Source organism: Pseudarthrobacter quantipunctorum (assembly GCF_045291495.1).
GTDB lineage: Bacteria > Actinomycetota > Actinomycetes > Actinomycetales > Micrococcaceae > Arthrobacter > Arthrobacter quantipunctorum.
Window position 1 is genome coordinate 4,162,909 of sequence record NZ_CP148033.1, and the last position, 20,905, is coordinate 4,183,813.

Genomic DNA, 20,905 nt, shown 5'->3' on the forward strand with positions numbered 1-20,905 from the left:
TCGAGGGCTGGCCTGCGCGGCGCCACTTGTCCGATAAGTTTTAGGCTTGTACTACTGCGCTTCCCGGAACTCCTGCGCAGGCGGCGGAGCTGGAAGGAAGTACCACGCGTGGGCGGTGTGCTGGTGGGGCTTGCGGTGATCGGCGCAGTGATCGCTGTGGGGTACATTGCCGCGCGCTGCGGGCTGGGCGGGGAGCCCACGGTCTCGGCGCTCACCCGTACGGCCTTCTTCATCACCAACCCCGTCCTGCTGTTCACGGTGGTCCTGGAATCGGACCTTACGGTGGTCTTTTCCGCCTACGTTCCGCTCGCCCTGGTCACGGCGTCCGCAACGGCGCTGCTGTACGTGCTGGCCAGCCGGCTGTGGTTCCGGCGGCCCCTGGCCGAGACCGCCATCGGCGCGATGGCCAGTTCCTATGTCAATGCCAACAACATCGGCATCCCCATCACGCTGTACGCCCTGGGCGATGCCACTCCGGTGGCACCGGTCCTGCTGGTCCAGCTGCTCCTGTTCGCGCCCCTGGTCCTCACCCTGCTGGACTTCTCCGTGGCCGGCCGGGTGTCACCCCGGCTGCTGCTCTCCCAGCCCTTCCGCAACCCGATGATCATCGCCTCCCTGCTCGGCGTGGTCCTGGCCGCGTTCAAGGTGGAACTGCCCGGTCCTGTGATGGCACCCCTGAACCTCCTGGGCGGTGCAGCCGTTCCGGTGGTGCTGCTGGCCTTCGGCATGTCCCTGCACGGCACCCGGATGCTGCGAAGCGGCGGGCACACGGCGGAAATCCTGACGGCCACCGCGCTGAAGTCCGCCGTGATGCCGGCGCTGGCGTACGCCGTCGGCCGCTTTGTCTTCAACCTGGACCAGCCGATGCTCCTGGGCGTGGTGCTCATGGCGGCGCTGCCGTCGGCGCAGAACGTGTTCCTGTTCGCCGGCAAGTACGGGCGGGGCATTGCGGTGGCCAGGGAAACCGTCCTGCTGTCCACCGCGGCTGCGGCGCCGTCGCTGATCCTCATTGTGTGGCTGCTGGCGGGCAGAACCTGAACCTTGTTTGCGGTGGTCTTACGCCGGAGCCCGTCGCCGGGCAAGAATGGGCAGCATGGAACTTCCCGTGATGCCGCCTGTCCCGCCCATGCTCGCCAAGGCCGTCAGCGGCGTCCCGGACGGGGAGCTTAGCTACGAGCCCAAGTGGGACGGCTTCCGGTCCATCATCTTCCGCGACGGCGACGAGCTTGAGATCGGCAGCCGGAACGAAAAACCCATGACCCGCTACTTCCCCGAGCTTGTTGAGGCGTTGAAGGAAAACCTGCCGGCGCGCTGCGTGGTGGACGGCGAGATCATCCTGGTGGGCTCCTCCGGTGACAGGCTCGACTTCGATGCCCTGCAACAGCGGATCCACCCCGCGGCAAGCCGGGTCAAGCTGCTCGCTTCCCAGACGCCGGCCTCCTTCGTGGCGTTCGACCTTCTGGCCCTGGGCGGCGACGACTACACCGGCCGGCCCTTCACCGAGCGGCGGGCGGCGCTGGAAAAGGCGCTCGCGGGAAGCAAGGCGCCGGTCCACCTCACCGCCGCCACGACGGACAAGGACACGGCGGAACAGTGGTTTGAGCAGTTCGAGGGCGCCGGCCTGGACGGGATCGTGGCCAAGCGCCTGGACGGCCGGTACGAACCGGACAAGCGCGTGATGTTCAAGACCAAGCACGAGCGCACTGCCGACTGCGTGGTGGCCGGCTACCGCCTCCACAAGAGCGGGCCGGACGCCATTGGCTCGCTGCTGCTGGGTCTGTACAAGGACGACGGCGGCCTGGCCAGTGTGGGCGTCATCGGTGCCTTCCCGATGAAGCGCCGCAAGGAACTGTTTGAACAGCTCCAGCCGCTGGTGACCGATTTCGATGACCACCCCTGGGCCTGGGCCAAGCAGGAGGAGGGGGAACGGACGCCGCGCAACGCCGAGGGCAGCCGCTGGAGCGCCGGCAAGGACCTGTCCTTCGTGCCGCTCCGCCCGGAACTGGTGGTGGAGGTGCGGTACGACCACATGGAGGGGGACCGGTTCCGCCACACGGCCCAGTTCAACCGCTGGCGCCCGGACCGGGACCCGGAATCGTGCACCTACGCCCAGCTGGAGGAGCCGGTCAGCTTCGACCTGGGGTCGGTACTGGAGACCGGCCGGCCGTAGGCTTCGCCGCTCGCTGCCAAGGCAGCCCAGTTTTCAACGGGGAAAGCCCGCCATTCCCGGGGAATGGCGGGCTTTCCGGCTGCAAAACCGGGCTGGATTGTGCCTCCGGCCCGGCTGACCGCTACTTCAGGCCGAGCTGCGTGGTGGGAACCTTGAAGGTTTCCTTGGCCGTCAGCGCCGAGATCGCCGCGACGCCGCAGATGACGGCGGTGAAGATGCTGATCTGCACCCAGCCGCCGGGCTTGATGCCACCCATGGCCGCAACGATGGCCGGCGCGAACCCTGCCATCAGGAAGCCCAGCTGGGTGCCGATGGCCAGGCCGGAGAAGCGGACCTTGGTGCTGAACATTTCGGCGTAGAAGGACGGCCAGACGGCGTTGGAGGCTGCGTAGCCGCAGGAGAAGAAGCCAATGGCGGCCAGGAACATCAGCGGCACGCTGCCGGATTCCAGGCTGAGCAGGAACACCGGAGTCAGCGCGGCGCTGGCCACGGCGCCGTAGATGAAGACGGGCTTGCGGCCGATCTTGTCAGCGAGCATGCCGAACAGCGGCTGGGTGCCGAGTGCCACGAGGTTGGCGCCGACCACGAGCCACAGGGTGGTGGTGCCGTCCACGCCGGCGACGGTCTTGGCGTAGCTGATGGCCAGGGTGCCGAACACGGTGGAGACGGCGGCGATGAAGGCGCAGCAGATCACGCGGAGGACGTCGCGCCAGTGGCCCTTGAGCAGGTCGGCAACCGGGAGCTTGGAGATCTGGGCGGACTTCTGGGCTTCCTCGAACGCCGGCGGTTCGTGCAGGGTGCGGCGGATGATGAACGCAACAACAACCACGACGGCGCTGAGCCAGAAGGGGATGCGCCAGCCGATGCCGTACTTGATCTCGTCCGGGAGGGCGAGGACGGGGATGAAGACGAGGGCGGCGAGGATCTGGCCGCCCTGGGTGCCGGTGAGGGTCCAGGAGGTGAAGAAGGAGCGGCGGTTGTCCGGGGCGTGTTCCAGTGTCATGGAGGAGGCGCCGGCCTGCTCGCCTGCGGCGGAAAGGCCCTGGCAGAGCCGGGCCAGCACCAGCAGGGCTGGAGCCCACCAGCCAACGGTGTTGAAGTCCGGAAGGCAGCCGATCAGGAAGGTGGAAGCACCCATCAGCAGGAGGGTGAACATCAGGACCTTCCTTCGGCCCACCCTGTCGCCGAAGTGGCCCAGGATGACGGCGCCAACGGGCCGTGCCACGTACGCGAAACCGAAGGTGGCGAAGGACATAATGGCCGCGTTTGCGTCAGCATCCGGGAAGAAGACCGTTGGGAAGATCAGTGCAGCGGCGGAGCCGAAAATGAAGAAGTCGTAGTATTCGACCGCGCTGCCCAGGAAGCTGGCGACGGCTGCTTTCTTGGGTGTACGGCCGTGGGTGTCAGTGTCCGTCCCGGCGGACGGAAGTGTCTGGCTCATGGAGTTCCTTTGTGTGACGACATTGTCGCGGATGGATCTGGGGGTCGCAGCCGCCGCTGCCTTGGTGCGGGCGGGGCGCGTTGCGGCTGGAGTCCGATAGAAGACCCGGACGAGTAGCCACATTGTGAGAGCTACTTGTGCGATACAGCAATAGTGACTGTGAGTGCGGTCACCTGTCAAGAAAATAATCACCATCTAGAAATAGCTCTCACATTGTGGCAACATCAAAGCATGAGTGTGAATCAAACCACAGCTGACGACGACGTAGCTGCTGACGTAAAAGCGGCCGGGGCAGGCAAGGCGGACCGCACCGACATGGTGGGCAAGGCCCTGGGCCTCCTGGTTCTTCTGGGAGACGAGCCGCGGGGTGCCAGTGCCGCGGAAATCTCCCGGAAGGCTGAGCTGCCGTTCAGCACCACCTACCGCCTGCTGGGGTCGCTGACCCGGGACGGCTTTGTGGACTACGAGCCGGAAGGCCGCCGGTACCACCTGGGCCTGCGGATCTTCCAGCTGGGACAGCGGGTATCGAACCATCACGGCTTCGCCGGCGCGGCCCTGCCGGTCCTGCGCCGCGTCACTGAGCAGACCGGCGAGGCCACCATCCTGAGTGTCCGCGACGGCCACCACCATTTGACTGTCAACAAGGTGGACGGGCCGAAGACATTCCGGGTCACCAGCGACCCGGGGCATCTCGGCGCGCTGCACACCACCTCGGTTGGCAAGGCGCTCGTGGCTTTTGCGGACGATTCGGAGCGGGAAAAGCTGGTGGAAGAGCTTGAGCTCGAGCCGCTGACCGAGTTCTCGATCACTGACCGCGACGCCTTCCGGGCCGAAATAGAGCAGGTCCGCAGTCGCGGCTACGCGGTGATGGACCAGGAGAACGAGCTGGGCATGCGTGCTGTCGCCGTTCCCGTGTTCAATTCGCAGGGCCACGCGTTCGCCTCACTGGCAACCGCCGTACCGGTCTTCCGACTGAGCGTGGAGGAGCTGGTTGCGCTCGTGCCCCTGCTTCAGGAGGCCGCCGCAGAACTCTCGGCCAGGCTGCCGCAGCGCTGAATTTCCATCGCACCGCCGCTGCACGTTCGTATAGCGAACGCAAGTGCGAAGTGTGAACAATTGTTGTATCGTAATTTCCAGCACCGGAACTCCCCGCAACGCGGCCCCGGCGCCGTACCAAAGGAGCTGCACGGATGAGTAATCGAACTGAGTCCTACCTGGTGGGACTGGTCGGCGATGGTGTAATGCCGTCACTCACCCCGCCCATGCACGAACGTGAAGGGGATGTGCAGGGCCTGCGCTACCTTTACCGGCCCATCGACCTCACCGAGCTGGGCCTTCCCGGCGAGTCCGTGGGAGACCTGCTGCGCAGCGCCAGGAACCTCGGATTCAATGGTTTGAACATCACCCACCCCTGCAAGCAGCTGGTCCTGCAGCACCTGGATGAAGTCTCCGCGGACGCGCGCCGGCTGGGCGCCGTGAACACTGTAGTGATCCAGGACGGCCGGTTCGTCGGACACAACACCGACTTTTCCGGCTTTGCCGCCGCCCTCTCCTCAGGACTTCCGGGCGCACGGCTGGACCGCGTGGTCCAGCTGGGCGCCGGCGGGGCGGGTTCCGCCGTCGCCTACGCCCTCCTCACCGCCGGTGTCCGCCACCTGGACCTTGTGGACATGGACGCCGCCCGCGGCGCCGCCAGGGCAGCTGAACTGGCCGGCTTCTTCCCGGACAGCACCGTTGTGGCACGCACGACGGCGGAGCTGCCGCAGCTGATGCCGCTGGCGGACGGGCTGGTGCATTGCACCCCTGTGGGCATGGCCGCCCACCCCGGCGTCCCGCTGGACCTGGACCTGCTGGCGGCCCGGCACTGGGTGGCGGACATCGTTTACCGCCCCATTGAGACCGAGCTGGTCCGCGGGGCCCGTGCCAAAGGCTGCGAAGTGCTGGACGGCGGGCGGATGGCCGTGGGCCAGGCCGCCGACGCCTTCCGCATCTTCACCGGCCTCGAAGCGGACCCGGACCGCATGCGCAGCCACTTCCTGGAGCTTGTGGCGGCAGAGGAGGTGGCTGCCTGATGCGCACCGGAATCGCCACGGTATGCCTCTCCGGCACCCTGAAGGAGAAGATGCAGGCCTGCGCCATCGCGGGCTTCGACGGCATTGAGATCTTCGAACAGGACCTGGTCACCTCGCCGCTGAGCCCTGAGGACATCCGCAAAATGGCCGCTGACCTGGGCCTGGGGCTGGATCTGTACCAGCCGTTCCGGGATTTCGACGGCGTTGCCCCGGACCTGCTGAAGGCAAACCTCCGGCGGGCGGAGGCGAAGTTCAAGCTGATGTCCCGCCTGGGCATGGACACCATCCTGGTCTGCTCCAACGTTGCCACAGCCACCATCGACGACGACGCCCTCCGGGCCGCGCAGCTGGCCGAGCTCGCGGGGCTGGCGGGGGACCACGGCGTCAAGGTTGCCTACGAGGCCCTGGCGTGGGGCAAGTACGTCAACGACTACGAGCACGCCTACCGCCTGGTGGAGATGGTGGACCACCCCAACTTCGGCACCTGCCTGGACTCCTTTCACATCCTGTCCCGCGACTGGGACACCGCGCCGGTTGAGGCCCTCGACCCGGAGAAGATCTTCTTTGTCCAGGTTGCGGACGCACCGAAGCTTTCCATGGACGTGCTCTCCTGGAGCCGGCACTACCGCGTGTTCCCGGGCGAGGGCCAGTTCGAGCTGGCCAAGTTCATGGGTCACGTGGTCCGGGCCGGCTATTCCGGGCCGGTCTCCCTGGAGGTCTTCAACGACGTCTTCCGCCAGTCGGACGTGGACCGCACTGCCGTGGACGCCATGCGCTCGCTCATCTGGCTGGAGGAACAGAGCGCCACATGGCTGGCGGGCAGCGCGGAAGCCGCAGCGGGCGGCAGGGCCGCCTCCCGCCGTCGTTATCCCATGGAACTCGCCACCCTGCCCAAGGTGAGCGAACCGGCTGGCTTCAACTTCGCCGAGGTCAAAGCGGACGATCCCGCCCAGCTGGAGAAGCTCCTGGGGCAGCTGGGCTTCGCGTCCGAGGGCAGGCACCGCACGAAGGACGTGCAGCTGTGGACCATGGGCCAGGCGCGCGTGATCATCAACGAGCAGGCGGCATCGCACGCTGAGCCATCCATCGCCGCACTGGGGTTCGACGTCGATTCACCCGTGATTGCCTCCGCCCGTGCCCAGCAGCTGAAGGCGCCGGTGGTGGCCCGCAAGGTCCAGGCCGACGAGGAAGTCTTCCAGGGGATCTCCGCCCCGGACTCCACCGAAATCTTCCTGTGCCAGGGCAGCCCGGACGGCACCGCGGCCTGGACTGCTGAATTTGGACAGGCCCGTGAATTCGGGGAAGGCCTGGAGCACCACACTCCGTCCACTGGTCCGGGCGCCACTGCGGTCATCGACCACGTCAACCTGGCCCAGCCGTGGCAGCACTTCGACGAAGCCGTCCTTTTCTACACCAGCGCCCTGGCCCTGGAACCGCAGCCCTTCGCCGAAGTGCCCAGCCCCAGTGGACTGGTGCGCTCGCAGGTCATGCAGACATCCGACGGCGCGGTGCGGCTGGTGCTGAACCTGGCGCCGGTGCAGCAGGCCGCCTCACAAGGCACGCACTCCGTCCGCAAGACCTATCAGGAGCACATCGCGTTCGCCGTGGAGGACCTTGTGGCCACCGCCCGCGCCGCCCGGGACCGGGGACTCGAGTTCCTGCAGATCCCGGCGAACTACTACGAGGACCTGGACGCCCGGTTCGACCTCGAACCCGGTTTCCTGGCCACCCTGCAGGAGCTCAACCTCCTCTACGACCGCGATGCCGGCGGTGAATTCCTCCACTTCTACACCGCCACCGTGGGCAGTGTGTTCTTTGAAATGGTGGAGCGCCGCGGCGGCTATGACGGGTACGGGGCGCCCAACGCCCCGGTCCGGCACGCGGTCCAGTACGACTCGCTGCACCGGACCTGACCAGCCCGCAAAGCACCACCCACCGATTAAACGAAAACAGAAAGGAGCCAGCCGTGCCGGAAGAAACCAATGTTCAGCTTGATACCGACGAGTCTGTGCCGCCCGCCGAGCCGAAGGCCGCCCACATGCCACTGGACCGCGCCATTGAAACCCAGAATGACCTCAGTGCAGAGATCAACGCCCTCGGCGAAGCCTATGCGCGGGCGCTTAAAGAGGGTGCCCCCGCCGAGACCCAGCCACGGCTGGACTACCCGCCTTACCGCTCCAGCATCCTGCGGCACCCCACCAAGAGCCTGCACCACGCGGACCCGGAAACCATCGAGCTGTACTCGCCGGCCTTCGGCCACCAGGATGTGCACGCACTCGAGTCCGATCTCACCATCCAGCACAACGGCGAGCCCCAGGGCGAGCGGATCATCGTGGCAGGCCGGGTCCTGGACGGTGACGGCCGCCCCGTTGCCGGCCAGCTGGTAGAGATCTGGCAGGCCAACTCCTCCGGCCGGTACATCCACAAGCGCGACCAGCACCCGGCGCCGATCGACCCGAACTTCACGGGGATCGGCCGCTGCATCACCGGCCCGGACGGCTCCTACCGGTTTACCACCATCAAGCCCGGCGCGTACCCGTGGAAGAACCACCTGAACGCCTGGCGCCCCGCGCACATCCACTTCTCCCTGTTCGGAACCGAGTTCACCCAGCGGATCATCACCCAGATGTACTTCCCGGGCGACCAGCTGTTCCCGCTGGACCCGATCTACCAGACCATCGTGGACCAGGACGCCCGCGACCGGCTGGTGGCCAGCTACGACCACAGCCTCACCGAGCCCGAGTGGGCCCTGGGCTACAACTGGGACATTGTCCTGACCGGCCCCAAACGGACGTGGACGGAAAACGAGGCGTTCGGTACGGCAGGCGACAGCAACGAAGAGGCAGGCGAGTAGGAAAATGAGCACCAAACTTGTTCCCACCCCGGGGCAGACCGTCGGACCGTTCTACGGCTACGCCCTGCCGTTCGAGAAGGACAACGAACTCCTCGCCCCCGGCTCGCCGGGCTCCATCCGCCTGCAGGGAACTGTGTACGACGGCTCCGGCCAGACCATCCCGGACGCCATCCTGGAAATCTGGCAGCCCGACGCCGAGGGCAACATTGTCCAGAAGACCGGGTCCCTGGTCCGTGACGGCTACACCTTTACCGGGTGGGGCCGCGGCGCCGTGGGCAACTCCGGAGTCTTCACCTTCACCACCGTGAACCCGGGCCCCACCAAGCCGGTCCCTGGAAAACCTGCGGCGGCCCCCTTTATCTCCGTGGCCATCTTCGCCCGCGGGCTCACCAACAGGCTCTTCACCCGCATCTACCTGCCCGAGGACACGGAGGCGCTCGCCAACGACCCGCTGCTCAGCTCCCTGGATCCCGAGCGCCGCAGGACGCTGATTGCCCGCCGTGACGCGGACGGCGGCCTCACCTGGGACGTCCGCCTCCAGGGTGAGGGCGAGACAGTCTTCCTGGACTTCCAGTGACCGGGTCCGCCGGCCTGGGAGATCCGGGCACGTTCGGGGGAGCGGGCGGCGCCGGCCTGCTCAGTCCCGTCTCGGCCTCGCCCCTAGTGGGTGCGCTGACCGGGGACCAGGCTGTGCTGGCGGCGATCCTCGCCGTCGAATCCGCCTGGGCCGCGGTGCTGGAGAAGGCGGACCTGGCACCCGCCGGTTCCGCCGCCGTCGTCTCCGCAGCAGCCGAGCCCGGCAGGTACAGCGTGGCAGGCATAGCCCGCCGCGCCCAGGGCGGCGGCAACCCGGTGATCCCGCTGCTGGCGGACCTTCGGAAAAACGTCAAGGCGCTGGACGGCGCCGGCATCGGTGCCGGAAAGGCCGTCCACACCTCCCTCACCAGCCAGGACGTGCTGGACACTGCCCTGATGCTGCTGGCCCGCAACACCGTCGAGGCGTTGCTCGGCGACCTGAAACGCACGACGGCGGCGCTTGCCGGTGTGGCGGAAGAGCATGCGGACACGCTGTGCGTGGGCAGGAGCCTCACCCAGCATTCCCTCCCCTTCACGTTCGGCCTGCGGGCTGCGCAGTGGTTCCACGGCGTCGCCGCCGCGGGACGCCAGCTCCAAGGCCTGGCATTTCCGGTCCAGTTCGGCGGTGCGGCAGGGACGCTCGCTGCGGGAACCGTGCTTACCTCCGGGTCACGGGCCACCCCCTTCAGCCTGGCCGATGCCCTGGCATCCCAGCTGGGCCTGGCCCCGGCGGCAGCGCCCTGGCACACCAACCGGCTGGTGGTCACGTCCCTGGGCAACGCCCTCGCCGCCGTGCTGGACGCATTCGGAAAGATCGCCGCGGACGTCCTGTTCCTGAGCAGGCCCGAGGTCGGCGAGCTGGCCGAGCCGCGCGCCGCCGGCCGCGGCGTCTCCTCTGCCATGCCGCAGAAGCAGAACCCCGTGCTGTCCGTCCTGGTCCGCAGCGCTGCGCTGCAGGCGCCGGGGCTGGCCGCGCAGCTGCACCTGGCCGCAGCCAACTTCAACGATGAGCGCCCGGACGCTGCGTGGCACACCGAGTGGCCCGCCCTCCGGCAGCTCCTGGCCCTGGCGCTGGGGGCGGCCGGGCACGTCCGCGAGCTCGCCGAGGGCCTGCAGGCCTTCCCGGACGCAATGCGCCGCAACCTGGACCTCGCCGGCCCGCTGCTCCTGGCCGAGGGAGTGGGTGCGGCGGTGTCGCCCCTGCTGGAGGAGAAGGACGGCCTCACCGGGAAGGAGCAGTTGCAGGCCATCGTGGACCAGACCCTGCAGGCACCAGCCGGGGCGCAGGGGGCCACCTACCGCAAGCTGCTCCGCGGCGCCGTGCCGCCCGGGGTGCTTACCGACCTTCGCCTCGAAGAACTCCTCAATCCCGCCAGCTACCTGGGCGAGGCGGTAGCCATTTCCCGCCGCATCCTGGCCGCCTTCCCGGAATTTGCGGCACCCACTGCACGTCCCGATACTGATCCGAACGGAGCCTCCCGTGGCTAAACCCGCCCTGAAAGCAGCCCTGCTCTCGCCCCAGCGGCCCCTGGGGGACCACCCACTGCTGGTGGTTGGACCATCCCTGGGCACCTCCACCATCCTGTGGAACCGGACCGCTTCCCTGCTCGGAAACGACGTCGATGTTGTGGCCTGGGACCTGCCCGGCCACGGCGTCTCGCCCGCGGCCACCGAGACCTTCGACGTTGCCGCCCTGGCTGATGCGGTCGTGGAGCTCGTGGATTCCATCGCCCCCGGGGAGGCCTTCCATTACGCCGGCGTTTCCCTGGGCGGTGCCACCGGCCTCCAGCTGGGCATCAAGCACGGGGAGCGCCTCAAGAGCCTGTCCGTGCAGTGCAGCGGCGCCAAGCTGGGCACACCCGAAGGGTGGCTGGAACGGGCGGAAACGGTCCGCAGCCAGGGTACCCCGGTGATGATCCAGGGCTCCGCGGAACGCTGGTTCGCCCCTGGTTTCATGGAACGCGAGCCCGAGCTCAGCAGCAGGCTCCTGCATGCCCTGCGCGACGCCGACCGGTTCAGCTACGCCTTCTGCTGTGAAGCGCTGGCGGCCTTCGACGTCCGGGAGGACCTGGGCAGCATCCGGGTGCCAACCCAAGTCATCGCCGGGGCGCTGGACGGGGTGGCGCCGCCGTCGTTCGCCGAAGAAGTGGCGGCCGGGATCACGGCCGGTGGCGGAACCGCCACCGCTGTCGCCCTGGAAGGTGTGGCACACCTTGCCCCTGCCGAAGCCCCCGCCCACGTGGCCGAGCTGATGCGCAGCCTCATCACCTGGACCGAATCGCGGGGAGCAGCCAAGTGAGCGGCAGCGAGGGGAAGAACCCCGAACGCAACGGCGTCGTCCAGCCGGCCGCCACCAGCCAGGACATTTACGACGGCGGCATGAAGGTCCGGCGCGAAGTCCTGGGTGACGCGCATGTGGACCGGGCCAACGCCACCAAGGACGAGTTCACGTACGACTTCCAGGACATGATCACCCGGATCGCCTGGGGAGGCATCTGGACCCGCCCCGGCCTGACCCGCCAGATGCGCTCCGCCGTCACCATCACCGCGATGGTGGCGCACGGGCACTGGGAGGAGCTGGCCATGCACATCCGGGCTGCCCTCACCAACGGCCTCAGCAGGGACGAGATCAAGGAGATCCTGCTGCAGACCGCCATCTACTGCGGAGTGCCCTCGGCCAATACCGCCTTCAAGACCGCCCAGCAGGTGTTCAAGGACCTGGACAGCGCCGCACCCACCAACGAAACCCCCACCCCGCCCAACTAGGTTGCAGCAGATGTCGTTATGAGGCCCTAAAACGACATCAACTGCTACCTAGTTGGGACACCACGCACTGAATTAGAGGAAAAGTTATGAACCAGGCTTTTGTGTACGACGCCGTGCGCACCCCGTTCGGTAAGTTCGGCTCCGGCCTTGCGGGGGTCCGTCCGGATGACCTTGCCGCGCATGTGATCAGGGAATCGGTCAGGCGGGCGCCTGCCCTGGATCCGGAGCGGATTGATGAGGTTGTGTTCGGCAACGCCAACGGCGCGGGCGAGGAGAACCGGAATATCGCCCGGATGGGGACGCTGCTGGCGGGTCTGCCGGTCTCGATTCCGGGGACTACGGTGAACCGGTTGTGCGGATCCTCGCTGGACGCGGCGATTATCGCCTCGCGGCAGATCAACGCCGGCGACGCCGAGTTGATGCTGGTGGGCGGGGCGGAATCGATGTCCCGGGCCCCGTGGGTGCTGCCGAAGACGGAGAAGCCCTACCCGGCCGGGGACCTGAACCTGGCCTCCACCACGCTGGGCTGGCGGCTGGTGAACAATGCCATGCCCAAGGAGTGGACGATTTCCCTGGGTGAGGCCACCGAACGGCTCCGCGAGAAATACGGAGTGACCCGCGAGCAGCAGGATGAGTTCGCGGCGAATTCGCACAACCTCTCCGCCGCGGCGTGGGACGAGGGGTTCTACGACAACCTGGTGGCCCCGGTCCCGGGCACGGACCTGGTGCGGGATGAGGGGATCCGTGCCGGTTCCTCGGCGGAGAAGCTTGCGGGCTTGAAGACGGTGTTCCGGGCCGAGGACGGGACGGTGACGGCGGGGAACGCGTCGCCGTTGTCCGACGGCGCCTCCGCGGCCTGGGTGGGCGGTGAAAGTGCCGCGGGGCTGCTCGGGCTGGAGCCCCTGGCCCGCATCGCCGGGCGTGGTGCGCACGGCAACGATCCGCAGTATTTCGGGTTCGCCCCGGTGGAGGCGGCGAACAAGGCCCTCGCCAAGGCGGGCATCGGCTGGGACCAGGTGGGCGCCGTCGAACTTAACGAAGCCTTTGCCGCGCAGTCCCTGGCCTGCATTAACGCCTGGGGCATCGACCCCGCCATTGTGAACAGGCACGGCGGCGCCATTGCCATGGGCCACCCGCTGGGCGCGTCCGGCACCCGGATCCTGGGCACCCTTGCCCGGTCGCTGCAGGCCTCCGGGGAGCGCTGGGGCGTCGCGGCGATCTGCATCGGCGTCGGGCAGGGCCTGGCTGTGGTGCTCGAAAACGTAACTACTGGCGTGAAGGGCTAGGCAATGCTGACATTTGTTGACTCTGTAAACGAGGCCGTGGCCGGCATCAAGGACGGTTCCACCGTGATGATCGGCGGGTTCGGCAACGCCGGGCAGCCGTTCGAACTGATCGATGCGCTGCTGGACTGCGGCGCCACGGACCTCACCGTAGTGAACAACAACGCCGGCCAGGGCGACCAGGGCCTGGCGCTGCTGATCAAGGAAGGCCGGGTCCGGAAAATGATCTGTTCCTTCCCGCGGCAGTCCGATTCCTGGCATTTTGACGCCAGGTACAAGGCGGGGCAGATCGAGCTGGAACTCGTCCCGCAGGGCAACCTGGCCGAACGCATCCGGGCCGCCGGCGCCGGAATCGGCGGGTTCTTCACCCCCACCGGGTACGGGACCATGCTCGCCGAGGGCAAGGAAACCAGGATCATCGACGGCCGCGGGCAGGTCTTCGAGACCCCCATCCACGCCGACGTCGCCCTGATCAAGGCGCTCAAGGCCGACGGGAAGGGCAACCTCGTGTACCGCAAGACCGCCCGGAACTTCGGGCCCATCATGGCCGCAGCCGCGAAGCAGACCATCGTCCAGGTCTCGGAGATCGTGCCTGTCGGGGCGCTGGACCCGGAAAACGTGGTCACTCCCGGGATTTACGTCAATACTGTGGTCCGCGTCCCCGCGGATGCCGGCTCGAGCGAGAAGGTGGCCTGACATGGGCGTTATGGAATCAAGCATCAAAACCTCCGATGCCCCGCTGAGCCGGGACGACCTCGCCCGCCTGGTGGCCAGGGACATCGCCCCGGGCTCGTTCGTGAACCTCGGCATCGGCCAGCCCACACTCGTGTCCAACTACCTCACCGAGGACCAGGACATCACCCTCCACACGGAGAACGGGATGCTGGGCATGGGCCCGGAAGCCAAGGGTGATGAGATCGACGAGGACCTCATCAACGCCGGCAAGATCCCCGTCACCGAACTCCCCGGAGCGTCCTACTTCCACCACGCCGACTCCTTCGCGATGATGCGCGGCGGGCACCTGGACATCTGCGTGCTGGGCGCGTTCCAGGTATCAGTCACCGGCGACCTCGCCAACTGGCACACCGGGGCGCCCGGGGCGATTCCCGCCGTCGGAGGCGCCATGGACCTGGCCACCGGCGCCAAGGACGTGTTCGTGATGATGACCCTCCTCACCCGTGAAGGGGCTTCCAAGATCGTGGAAGACTGCACCTACCCGCTTACCGGCGTCGGCTGCGTGACCCGCGTCTACACGGACAAAGCCGTCTTCCTCACCGGCCCCGGCGGCATCACCGTCCGCGAAACCTTCGGCTGCACCCTCGAAGAGCTCCAGGAACTGGTTCCCGTCCCGCTCAAGGCGGCCGCCGCGGCCTGAGCCGGCCCTAGGATTGGTAACCATGACCGACGCAGCATCAGCGGGTGCCCCGCAGGCCAGTGACCAGTACGTCCAGTCCCTGGCCCGCGGGCTCGCCGTCATCCGTGCCTTCGATACGGACCACCCGGTGATGACCCTGACGGAGGTGGCAGCCCGCACCGGGCTGACGCGCGCCACTGCCCGGCGCTTCCTGCACACCCTGGTGGAGCTGGGCTATGTGCGCACCGACGGCAAGACGTTCGCGTTGACGGCCAAGGTGCTCCAACTGGGGTACGCCTACCTGTCCGGGCTGTCGCTGCCGCAGCTGGCGCAGCCCCACCTTGAGGAGCTGTCCCTGAAGCTGGGGGAGTCCACCTCCGCCGCAGTGCTCGACGGAACCGACATCGCGTACATTGCCCGGGTGACCACCCGCCGGATCATGACTGTCGGCATCACCGTGGGCACCCGCTTCCCGGCATACGCCACGTCCATGGGCCGCGTCCTTCTCGCAGGGCTGGCGCCGGCCGAGCTCAAGGCCTACCTGGCTGCGGCAGAGATCAAACCGCTGACTCCGCGCGCCCTGGGCACCGTCCAGGACCTGCTGGCAGTTCTGGAGACAGTCCGGGCGCAGGGCTGGTGCCTTCTGGACCAGGAGCTGGAGCTCGGCCTGATGTCCGTGGCCGCGCCGGTATACGACGGGTCGAAGATGGTGGCGGCCGTCAACGTGTCGCTGCAGGCCCAGTCCGTGGCCGCGCAACCCGATCCGGACGCCTACCTCGCCTCCGTGGCCCAGGAAATCGTGGCGACGGCGAAACTCGTCTCCGCCGACCTGACCGCCCGGGGATAAGCGCCTCTCACGGAGTTTTTGTCCAGATATGCAGGCTTCCGAGGCGCGGAAGTCGGCATAAGTGGACAAAAACTCCATCACGAAGGCGCTTGTCCGGTGCCCGCCGGGCAGGCAGACTGTGGCTCATGGCCACCGAAGCCGACGTCCGCAACCTTGCCCTGGCCATGCCGGCCGTCACGGAGCGGCTGAGCTGGGGCCAGCCCGCCTGGTTCGCCAAGACCTTGTTGGCCCGCATCTGGGAACCCGGAGTCCTCACCGTCAAGACCGAAGAACGCGAGGCGTTGGCGGGAACGGAGCCGGACATCTTCTTCTGGACCCCGCACCATGAGCGCTCTCCCCGGCTGGTGCTGGTGCGGCTGGCCCGGATCGACGTGAAGCTGCTGGAGGAACTCCTGCAGGACTCCTACCGGCTGGCGGGTGGGGAACTCGGCAGCCGCGGGCGTCCAAGGGAATACTAAGGTAACTGTTTGCCACCCAAGCTCGCCGCCCTACTCCCGCGGCAGCGGTGCGGGCCATAGACTCAAGCCAACTACGTGCAGCAGCGCCGCTCCGCGAAGCCCCCTGGTCCACCTGGACCAGGGACGGCCCAGCAGGGCGGCGCTCCCGCATTCATGCAGCGAGGGGAGTCGGCGGGTGAAACTGGGCATACCGCGGGAACGCCGGGAGGGTGAACGGCGGGTGGCCGCCACACCGGAAACGGTCAAGCAGCTGGTGGCGCTCGGCGTGCAGATACTCCTTGAGGAAGATGCCGGAGCGGCGGCGGGGTACCCGGACCTCGCCTACAGCCAGGCGGGCGCACATATTGTCCCCGGGCTCGATCCCGCCCAGCTGGACGTCCTCGCCCACGTCCGGCCCCTCGACCCTGACACCGCCCGGTCCCTGAAAAGGGGCGCGGTCTCCGTGGGCCTCGCCTCGCCGTCGTCCGAACTGCCAACTGTCCAGGCGCTCGCCGACGCCGGCGTCACATCCTTCGCCCTGGAACTCGTGCCCCGCATCTCCCGGGCCCAGTCCATGGACGCCCTCAGCTCCCAGGCCCTCGTGGCCGGGTACCGCTGCGTCCTGGAAGCCGCCATCCGGCTGCCCAGGTTCTTCCCGCTGTACATGACCGCCGCCGGCACCGTCCCGCCCGCCCGGGTCCTGGTCCTGGGGGCGGGGGTGGCGGGTCTGCAGGCCATCGGCACGGCGAAACGCCTCGGCGCACGGGTCTTCGCCAATGACATCCGCCCGGCCTCCGCGGACGAGGTAGCCTCCATGGGCGGCACCTTCATCCGGCTGGACCTCGAAACGGCAGAGGCCGCCGGCGGCTACGCCCGCCAGCTCAGTTCCGACGCCGGCACCCGGCAACGCCAGCTGCTGGCACCGCACGTGGCCCAGGCCGACGTCCTGATTACGACGGCGGCCGTCCCCGGCAGGCGCGCACCGCTCCTGGTCACGCGGGAGATGGTGCAGGGCATGCGGGCCGGTTCGGTGGTTGTCGACCTCGCTGCCGAGTCGGGCGGCAACGTGGAAGGCGCCGTGCCTGGCCAGGACGTTCCCATCCCCACTGCGGACGGCTCCGGCCACGTTACGCTGGTCGGCCTGAAGGACGCCCCCTCCGCCATGGCGTCGGACGCCTCCCGCCTGTACGCCAAGAACGTCGCCAACCTGCTGGTGCTGATGGTCCGGGACGGTGCGCTGGTCCCCGACTTCAGTGACGAGGTCATCGCCGGGGCCTGCCTCACCCACGACGGCACGGTGCGGCACCAGCCGACGGCGGACCTGCTTGCAGAGCGGGCCGCCACCTCGCGGGAAGGAGCACTCTGATGGACGGAATGAGCCTGCTGACCATCACGGTCCTGGCCGTCTTCGTCGGCTTCGAGGTAGTGTCCAAGGTCTCCAGCACCCTGCACACGCCGCTGATGTCCGGAGCCAACGCCATCCACGGCATCATCCTGGTGGGTGCCATCATTGTGGCCGGCCAGGCAGCGGATCCCTGGGTGCTCGCGGTGGCGCTCCTCGCCGTCGTCCTTGCCACCGCCAACCTGGTGGGCGGCTTCGTGGTGACCGACCGCATGCTGCACATGTTCCATGCCAGGAAACAGGTTGCCAGGACCCCGTCGACGAAGGCGGACAGCAAGTGAGCCTCCTTAGTCCGGTCTGGACGTCACTGCTGTACCTCGTCGCCGCGGTTTTCTTCATCCTGGCGCTGCGCGGGCTCAGTTCCCCGCGGACCGCCCGCCGCGGCAACCTGATCGGTGCGCTGGGTGCGTTGATCGGCGTCGTCACGGTGTTCCTGTCCGCGCAGCTGGAGAACGTCCCGTGGATCCTTGGTTCCATCGCCGTAGGCACGGTGGTGGCGGCGCCCGTGGCCCGGGGCGTGAAGATGACGCAGATGCCGCAGCTGGTTGCGGCCTTCAACGGCGTTGGCGGCGGAGCGGCTGCCCTCGTGGCGCTTCTCGAACTGAGCCACGCAGGCGATCCCTGGGTGCGGCTGGCCATCGTGTTCACGCTCCTGGTCGGTGCCGTGTCCTTCGCAGGCTCGGGGGTTACGTTCGCCAAGCTGCAGGAACTGATGACCACGCGGCCGGTGGTGTTCCGCGGGCTCCCCGTGGTGATGGCGGCGGTGCTGCTCGCCGCTGTGGCGGCCGCCGCCGTCGTCGTTTTTACCGGTTCCCTTCCGCTCGCGGTGCTGCTGCTGGTCCTGGGCCTGGCGGCCGGCATCCTGCTGGTCCTGCCAGTGGGTGGCGCCGACGTCCCCATCGTCATCTCCCTCCTGAACGCCTTCACCGGCCTGGCCGTCGCCGCCTCCGGCGTGGTGCTTGGCAACGTCCTCCTAGTGGTCGCCGGCACCCTGGTGGGCGCCTCGGGCACTATCCTCACCCGGGCCATGGCGGCTGCGATGGGCCGCAGAGTGGCCGGCATCCTGTTCGGAGCGTTCCGGGGAGGTTCGACGGCGGGATCCACCGCCGTGAGCGAGCGTCCCGTCCGTTCCTCCAGCGCGGAGGACGTTGCGGTGCTTCTGGGCTACGCGCAGCGCGTCATCATTGTTCCCGGCTATGGGCTGGCTGTGGCCCAGGGCCAGCACACCGCGGCCGAGCTCGCGCTGGCACTGGAAAGCCGCGGGATCGAGGTGGACTTCGCCATCCATCCCGTGGCCGGCCGGATGCCCGGACACATGAACGTGCTGCTGGCCGAGGCCAACGTCCCGTACGAGTCCCTCAAGGAAATGGGGGAGATCAACCCCGAGTTCAAAACGGCGGATGTGGCGCTGGTGGTGGGCGCGAACGACGTCGTGAACCCGGCAGCCAAGACGTCCTCCGGCTCACCCATCTACGGCATGCCCATCCTGGAAGTGGCGGATGCCCGGCAGGTGGTTTTCCTAAAGCGTTCCATGCGGCCCGGGTTCGCCGGGATCGAGAATGACCTGCTGTACGAGCCGCAGACGTCGCTCCTGTTCGGCGATGCCAAGGACTCCCTGGCGCAGGTGCTCGGCGCCGTGAAGGCACTGTAGCCGCGCCCCTCGTGGCGAAGCTCCTGCCAACCTGCTTCGAGGCCCGCGCGGGGCAGGCTAGTCTTCTCTCAGACGTAGCCTTTCCACTTGCCACCAGAGGACACCATGACTGCCAACAGCTCCACCTCTCTCCAGCGCGCTGCAATCATCGTCAATCCCGCCAAACCGGTGGACATCGACGTGCGCGGCCTGGTGGCAAAGCACTGCGTGGAAAACGGCTGGGGCGAGCCGCTGTGGTTCGAGACCACCAAGGAGGACCCTGGTGTTGGCCAGGCCAAGGAAGCACTCGCGCAGGGGGCGGACATCGTCATCGCCGCCGGCGGCGACGGGACCGTCCGGTGCGTCGCCGAAGTGCTGTCCGGCGGGGATGTGCCCATGGGACTGCTTCCCCTGGGAACCGGCAACCTCCTGGCCCGCAACCTCGGCATGGATGTCACCGACTACGACGGCGCCATGGCCGGTGCCCTGACCGGCACGGAACGGAAGATCGATGTAGTCCGTGCCCGGCGCAGCGACCCGGACATGGAGCAGCTGTTCCTGGTCATGGCCGGCGTGGGGTACGACGCCACCATCATGGCCGACACCAACGAGGAACTGAAGGACAAAGTGGGCTGGCTGGCCTACGTGGACGCCGGCATCCGCAACCTGCCCGGCAAGCCGGTCAAGGCCACCATCGTGATCGACGGAAAGTCCGCGGTCCACCGCGGGGTCCGCAGCGTCATGGTGGGCAACTGCGGCAAGGTCCAGGGCGGCCTGGAGATCTTCCCGGAGGCAAAGGTGGACGACGGCCTGCTGGACGTTGCCGTCCTGGCGCCCCACCACGGGAAGCTGGGCTGGCTTTCAGTGGTGGCGGGGATGATCGGCAAGGGCCGGAGCAAGGACACCGCTGTTGAGTACTTCCAGGGCAAAACCGTGGAGATCACCCTGGAGCACAACGACGACTACCAGCTGGACGGCGACCACGAAGGGCAGGGCAAGCACGTTGTCATGACCATGGACCCGTCCGCCCTGACCCTCCGGATGTAATTCTCAAGTAAGTAGCGCTAAGTGTCGTTTTGGTGGGTCATAACGACACTTAGCGCTACCTAGTTGGGCGGAGACGCGGCGGGGCGGTGTGCCAGGATCTCGGCGAGCTCCGCGAGCCGGTGGGCGCGGGCCGATTCCGCGGGCGTGAACGGTTCACCCGGCCGGACAAAGGTGATGGGGCCATGCCAGGCCGTGGGGATCTTGAGCCGCGTGCCGGCGTCGTACCTCTCCAAAACTGCCTCGGCAGGGGAGAGGATCCGTGCATGCAGCAGCTCCGCCACGGCCAGCGGAAGCTCATCCGGCGCATCAGCAATCCGCGCAGCCAGGCTCAACGCTTTGGTTTGCCCGTCCGCCATCGCCAGGGCTGTGGTGGGCCAGGCATTGGAGTGTGTGCCGCCCGCCAGCTGCAGCGCGTCCAGGAGCTGGTGCTCGCTCACGTCGCCTGGAGCGGACAGGACGAACTCGTCCAGCACGCCGCCGGCAACGGGATGGACGTGGATGCCCAGGATGTTGGTGTCCAGGCGGGCCAGGGCCTTGGTGATCTTCTGCAGCGCCCCCGGCTCATCCTGCAGGACGGTGCGCGCCCGCCACAACGCCGGTGCTCCGGCAAGCCGCTGCCGGTGCCGCAGGGCCGGCGCATGCAGCCACCCCCGCAGCACCCGCGCCGCGGAAGGTTCAGCCACCCAGATCACCAGGACGGTGGCGGTAACGGTCAGCACAAGGACCTTGGCCAGGTAGGGGAGCTCCGTGTCCACCACCAGGGCGTGGACCAGGAGTTCAATCGGCAGCATCACGGCCACGTTGGCCAGGGTCAGCCGGGTCCTTGTTGGTTCGGGCATCAGGCCGCACACTTCGCAGCTCAGTTCAGACGTGGGAGTCTTGCTTGCACCGGGCTTCATGGTCCAAGGATCGCGTGGTGCTGTTTCCGCGGTGTTGCCCGGCCGTTCCGATCGTGCGAAGCATGCCGGGCGTAGGATTTTGCTGGAACGTCAGCGCGGCCGCCCGTCTAAACCAGAAAATGATCCA

The 20,905-nt window shown here is 67.7% G+C and carries 21 protein-coding genes; 19 read left to right on the top strand and 2 right to left on the bottom strand.

From position 1 onward, the window contains the following. The first annotated feature begins 108 nt into the window (after window positions 1-108). Both WHH00_RS18980 and WHH00_RS18985 read left to right on the top strand, forming a co-directional pair. Entirely contained in the window at window positions 109-1,038 is a 930-nt protein-coding gene (locus WHH00_RS18980; RefSeq protein ID WP_406635228.1) for an AEC family transporter, read from the top strand. Between the two features lie 55 nt (window positions 1,039-1,093). Next, on the top strand, window positions 1,094-2,170 hold the full coding sequence (locus tag WHH00_RS18985; RefSeq protein WP_406635230.1) for an ATP-dependent DNA ligase: 1,077 nt from the start codon (window positions 1,094-1,096) through the stop codon (window positions 2,168-2,170). Between the two features lie 121 nt (window positions 2,171-2,291). On the opposite strand, the gene WHH00_RS18990 is transcribed toward WHH00_RS18985, so the two are convergent. Next, window positions 2,292-3,611: an MFS transporter gene (locus tag WHH00_RS18990; protein ID WP_406635232.1), complete on the bottom strand. Its 1,320-nt coding sequence runs from the start codon at window positions 3,609-3,611 to the stop codon at window positions 2,292-2,294. Between the two features lie 231 nt (window positions 3,612-3,842). Here WHH00_RS18990 and WHH00_RS18995 point away from each other — a divergent pair, with 231 nt between their 5' ends. From WHH00_RS18995 to WHH00_RS19075, 17 genes are all read left to right on the top strand, one after another. Next, window positions 3,843-4,667, top strand: coding sequence for an IclR family transcriptional regulator (locus WHH00_RS18995; RefSeq protein ID WP_406635234.1), 825 nt, complete (start codon window positions 3,843-3,845; stop codon window positions 4,665-4,667). Window positions 4,668-4,801: 134 nt separating this feature from the next. Then, window positions 4,802-5,683, top strand: a complete 882-nt coding sequence (locus WHH00_RS19000) for a shikimate dehydrogenase (RefSeq protein ID WP_406635236.1) — start codon at window positions 4,802-4,804, stop codon at window positions 5,681-5,683. Further along, window positions 5,683-7,596 carry a bifunctional sugar phosphate isomerase/epimerase/4-hydroxyphenylpyruvate dioxygenase family protein gene (locus WHH00_RS19005; protein WP_406635238.1) on the top strand — a complete coding sequence of 638 codons (1,914 nt, stop codon included), beginning with the start codon at window positions 5,683-5,685 and terminating at the stop codon, window positions 7,594-7,596. The genes WHH00_RS19000 and WHH00_RS19005 overlap by 1 nt, the downstream gene beginning before the upstream one ends. Before the next feature lie 53 nt (window positions 7,597-7,649). Next, window positions 7,650-8,537, top strand: coding sequence for a protocatechuate 3,4-dioxygenase subunit beta (gene pcaH / locus WHH00_RS19010; protein ID WP_406635240.1), 888 nt, complete (start codon window positions 7,650-7,652; stop codon window positions 8,535-8,537). A 4-nt stretch (window positions 8,538-8,541) separates the two neighbouring features. Continuing rightward, window positions 8,542-9,114, top strand: coding sequence for a protocatechuate 3,4-dioxygenase subunit alpha (gene pcaG / locus WHH00_RS19015; protein ID WP_406635242.1), 573 nt, complete (start codon window positions 8,542-8,544; stop codon window positions 9,112-9,114). Then, window positions 9,111-10,601 carry a lyase family protein gene (locus WHH00_RS19020; RefSeq protein WP_406635244.1) on the top strand — a complete coding sequence of 497 codons (1,491 nt, stop codon included), beginning with the start codon at window positions 9,111-9,113 and terminating at the stop codon, window positions 10,599-10,601. Before pcaG ends, WHH00_RS19020 begins: the two co-directional genes overlap by 4 nt. Beyond that, a complete protein-coding gene (locus WHH00_RS19025) occupies window positions 10,594-11,412 on the top strand; it encodes an alpha/beta fold hydrolase (protein ID WP_406635246.1) in 819 nt (272 codons plus the stop codon). The genes WHH00_RS19020 and WHH00_RS19025 overlap by 8 nt, the downstream gene beginning before the upstream one ends. After that, complete coding sequence (gene pcaC / locus WHH00_RS19030) at window positions 11,409-11,879, top strand: 4-carboxymuconolactone decarboxylase (protein WP_406635248.1); 471 nt, start codon at window positions 11,409-11,411, stop codon at window positions 11,877-11,879. The genes WHH00_RS19025 and pcaC overlap by 4 nt, the downstream gene beginning before the upstream one ends. 86 nt (window positions 11,880-11,965) lie before the next feature. Then, window positions 11,966-13,165 carry a thiolase family protein gene (locus WHH00_RS19035; protein WP_406635250.1) on the top strand — a complete coding sequence of 400 codons (1,200 nt, stop codon included), beginning with the start codon at window positions 11,966-11,968 and terminating at the stop codon, window positions 13,163-13,165. A gap of 3 nt (window positions 13,166-13,168) precedes the next feature. After that, entirely contained in the window at window positions 13,169-13,858 is a 690-nt protein-coding gene (locus WHH00_RS19040; protein WP_406635252.1) for a 3-oxoacid CoA-transferase subunit A, read from the top strand. 1 nt (window position 13,859) lies between these two features. Continuing rightward, window positions 13,860-14,537 carry a 3-oxoacid CoA-transferase subunit B gene (locus WHH00_RS19045; RefSeq protein ID WP_406635254.1) on the top strand — a complete coding sequence of 226 codons (678 nt, stop codon included), beginning with the start codon at window positions 13,860-13,862 and terminating at the stop codon, window positions 14,535-14,537. A 22-nt stretch (window positions 14,538-14,559) separates the two neighbouring features. Further along, window positions 14,560-15,363, top strand: coding sequence for an IclR family transcriptional regulator C-terminal domain-containing protein (locus tag WHH00_RS19050; RefSeq protein WP_406635256.1), 804 nt, complete (start codon window positions 14,560-14,562; stop codon window positions 15,361-15,363). 125 nt (window positions 15,364-15,488) lie between these two features. Then, on the top strand, window positions 15,489-15,821 hold the full coding sequence (locus tag WHH00_RS19055) for an MmcQ/YjbR family DNA-binding protein (protein WP_406635258.1): 333 nt from the start codon (window positions 15,489-15,491) through the stop codon (window positions 15,819-15,821). A gap of 175 nt (window positions 15,822-15,996) precedes the next feature. Further along, on the top strand, window positions 15,997-17,166 hold the full coding sequence (locus WHH00_RS19060; RefSeq protein WP_406635260.1) for a Re/Si-specific NAD(P)(+) transhydrogenase subunit alpha: 1,170 nt from the start codon (window positions 15,997-15,999) through the stop codon (window positions 17,164-17,166). Further along, window positions 17,166-17,483, top strand: a complete 318-nt coding sequence (locus tag WHH00_RS19065; RefSeq protein WP_231457821.1) for an NAD(P) transhydrogenase subunit alpha — start codon at window positions 17,166-17,168, stop codon at window positions 17,481-17,483. Before WHH00_RS19060 ends, WHH00_RS19065 begins: the two co-directional genes overlap by 1 nt. Next, a complete protein-coding gene (locus tag WHH00_RS19070; RefSeq protein ID WP_406635262.1) occupies window positions 17,480-18,853 on the top strand; it encodes an NAD(P)(+) transhydrogenase (Re/Si-specific) subunit beta in 1,374 nt (457 codons plus the stop codon). Before WHH00_RS19065 ends, WHH00_RS19070 begins: the two co-directional genes overlap by 4 nt. A gap of 105 nt (window positions 18,854-18,958) precedes the next feature. Further along, on the top strand, window positions 18,959-19,879 hold the full coding sequence (locus WHH00_RS19075) for a diacylglycerol/lipid kinase family protein (RefSeq protein WP_406635264.1): 921 nt from the start codon (window positions 18,959-18,961) through the stop codon (window positions 19,877-19,879). A gap of 59 nt (window positions 19,880-19,938) precedes the next feature. Here WHH00_RS19075 and WHH00_RS19080 read toward each other — a convergent pair whose 3' ends face one another. Continuing rightward, entirely contained in the window at window positions 19,939-20,778 is an 840-nt protein-coding gene (locus WHH00_RS19080) for an amino acid-binding protein (RefSeq protein WP_406635266.1), read from the bottom strand. Between the last annotated feature and the right edge of the window lie 127 nt (window positions 20,779-20,905).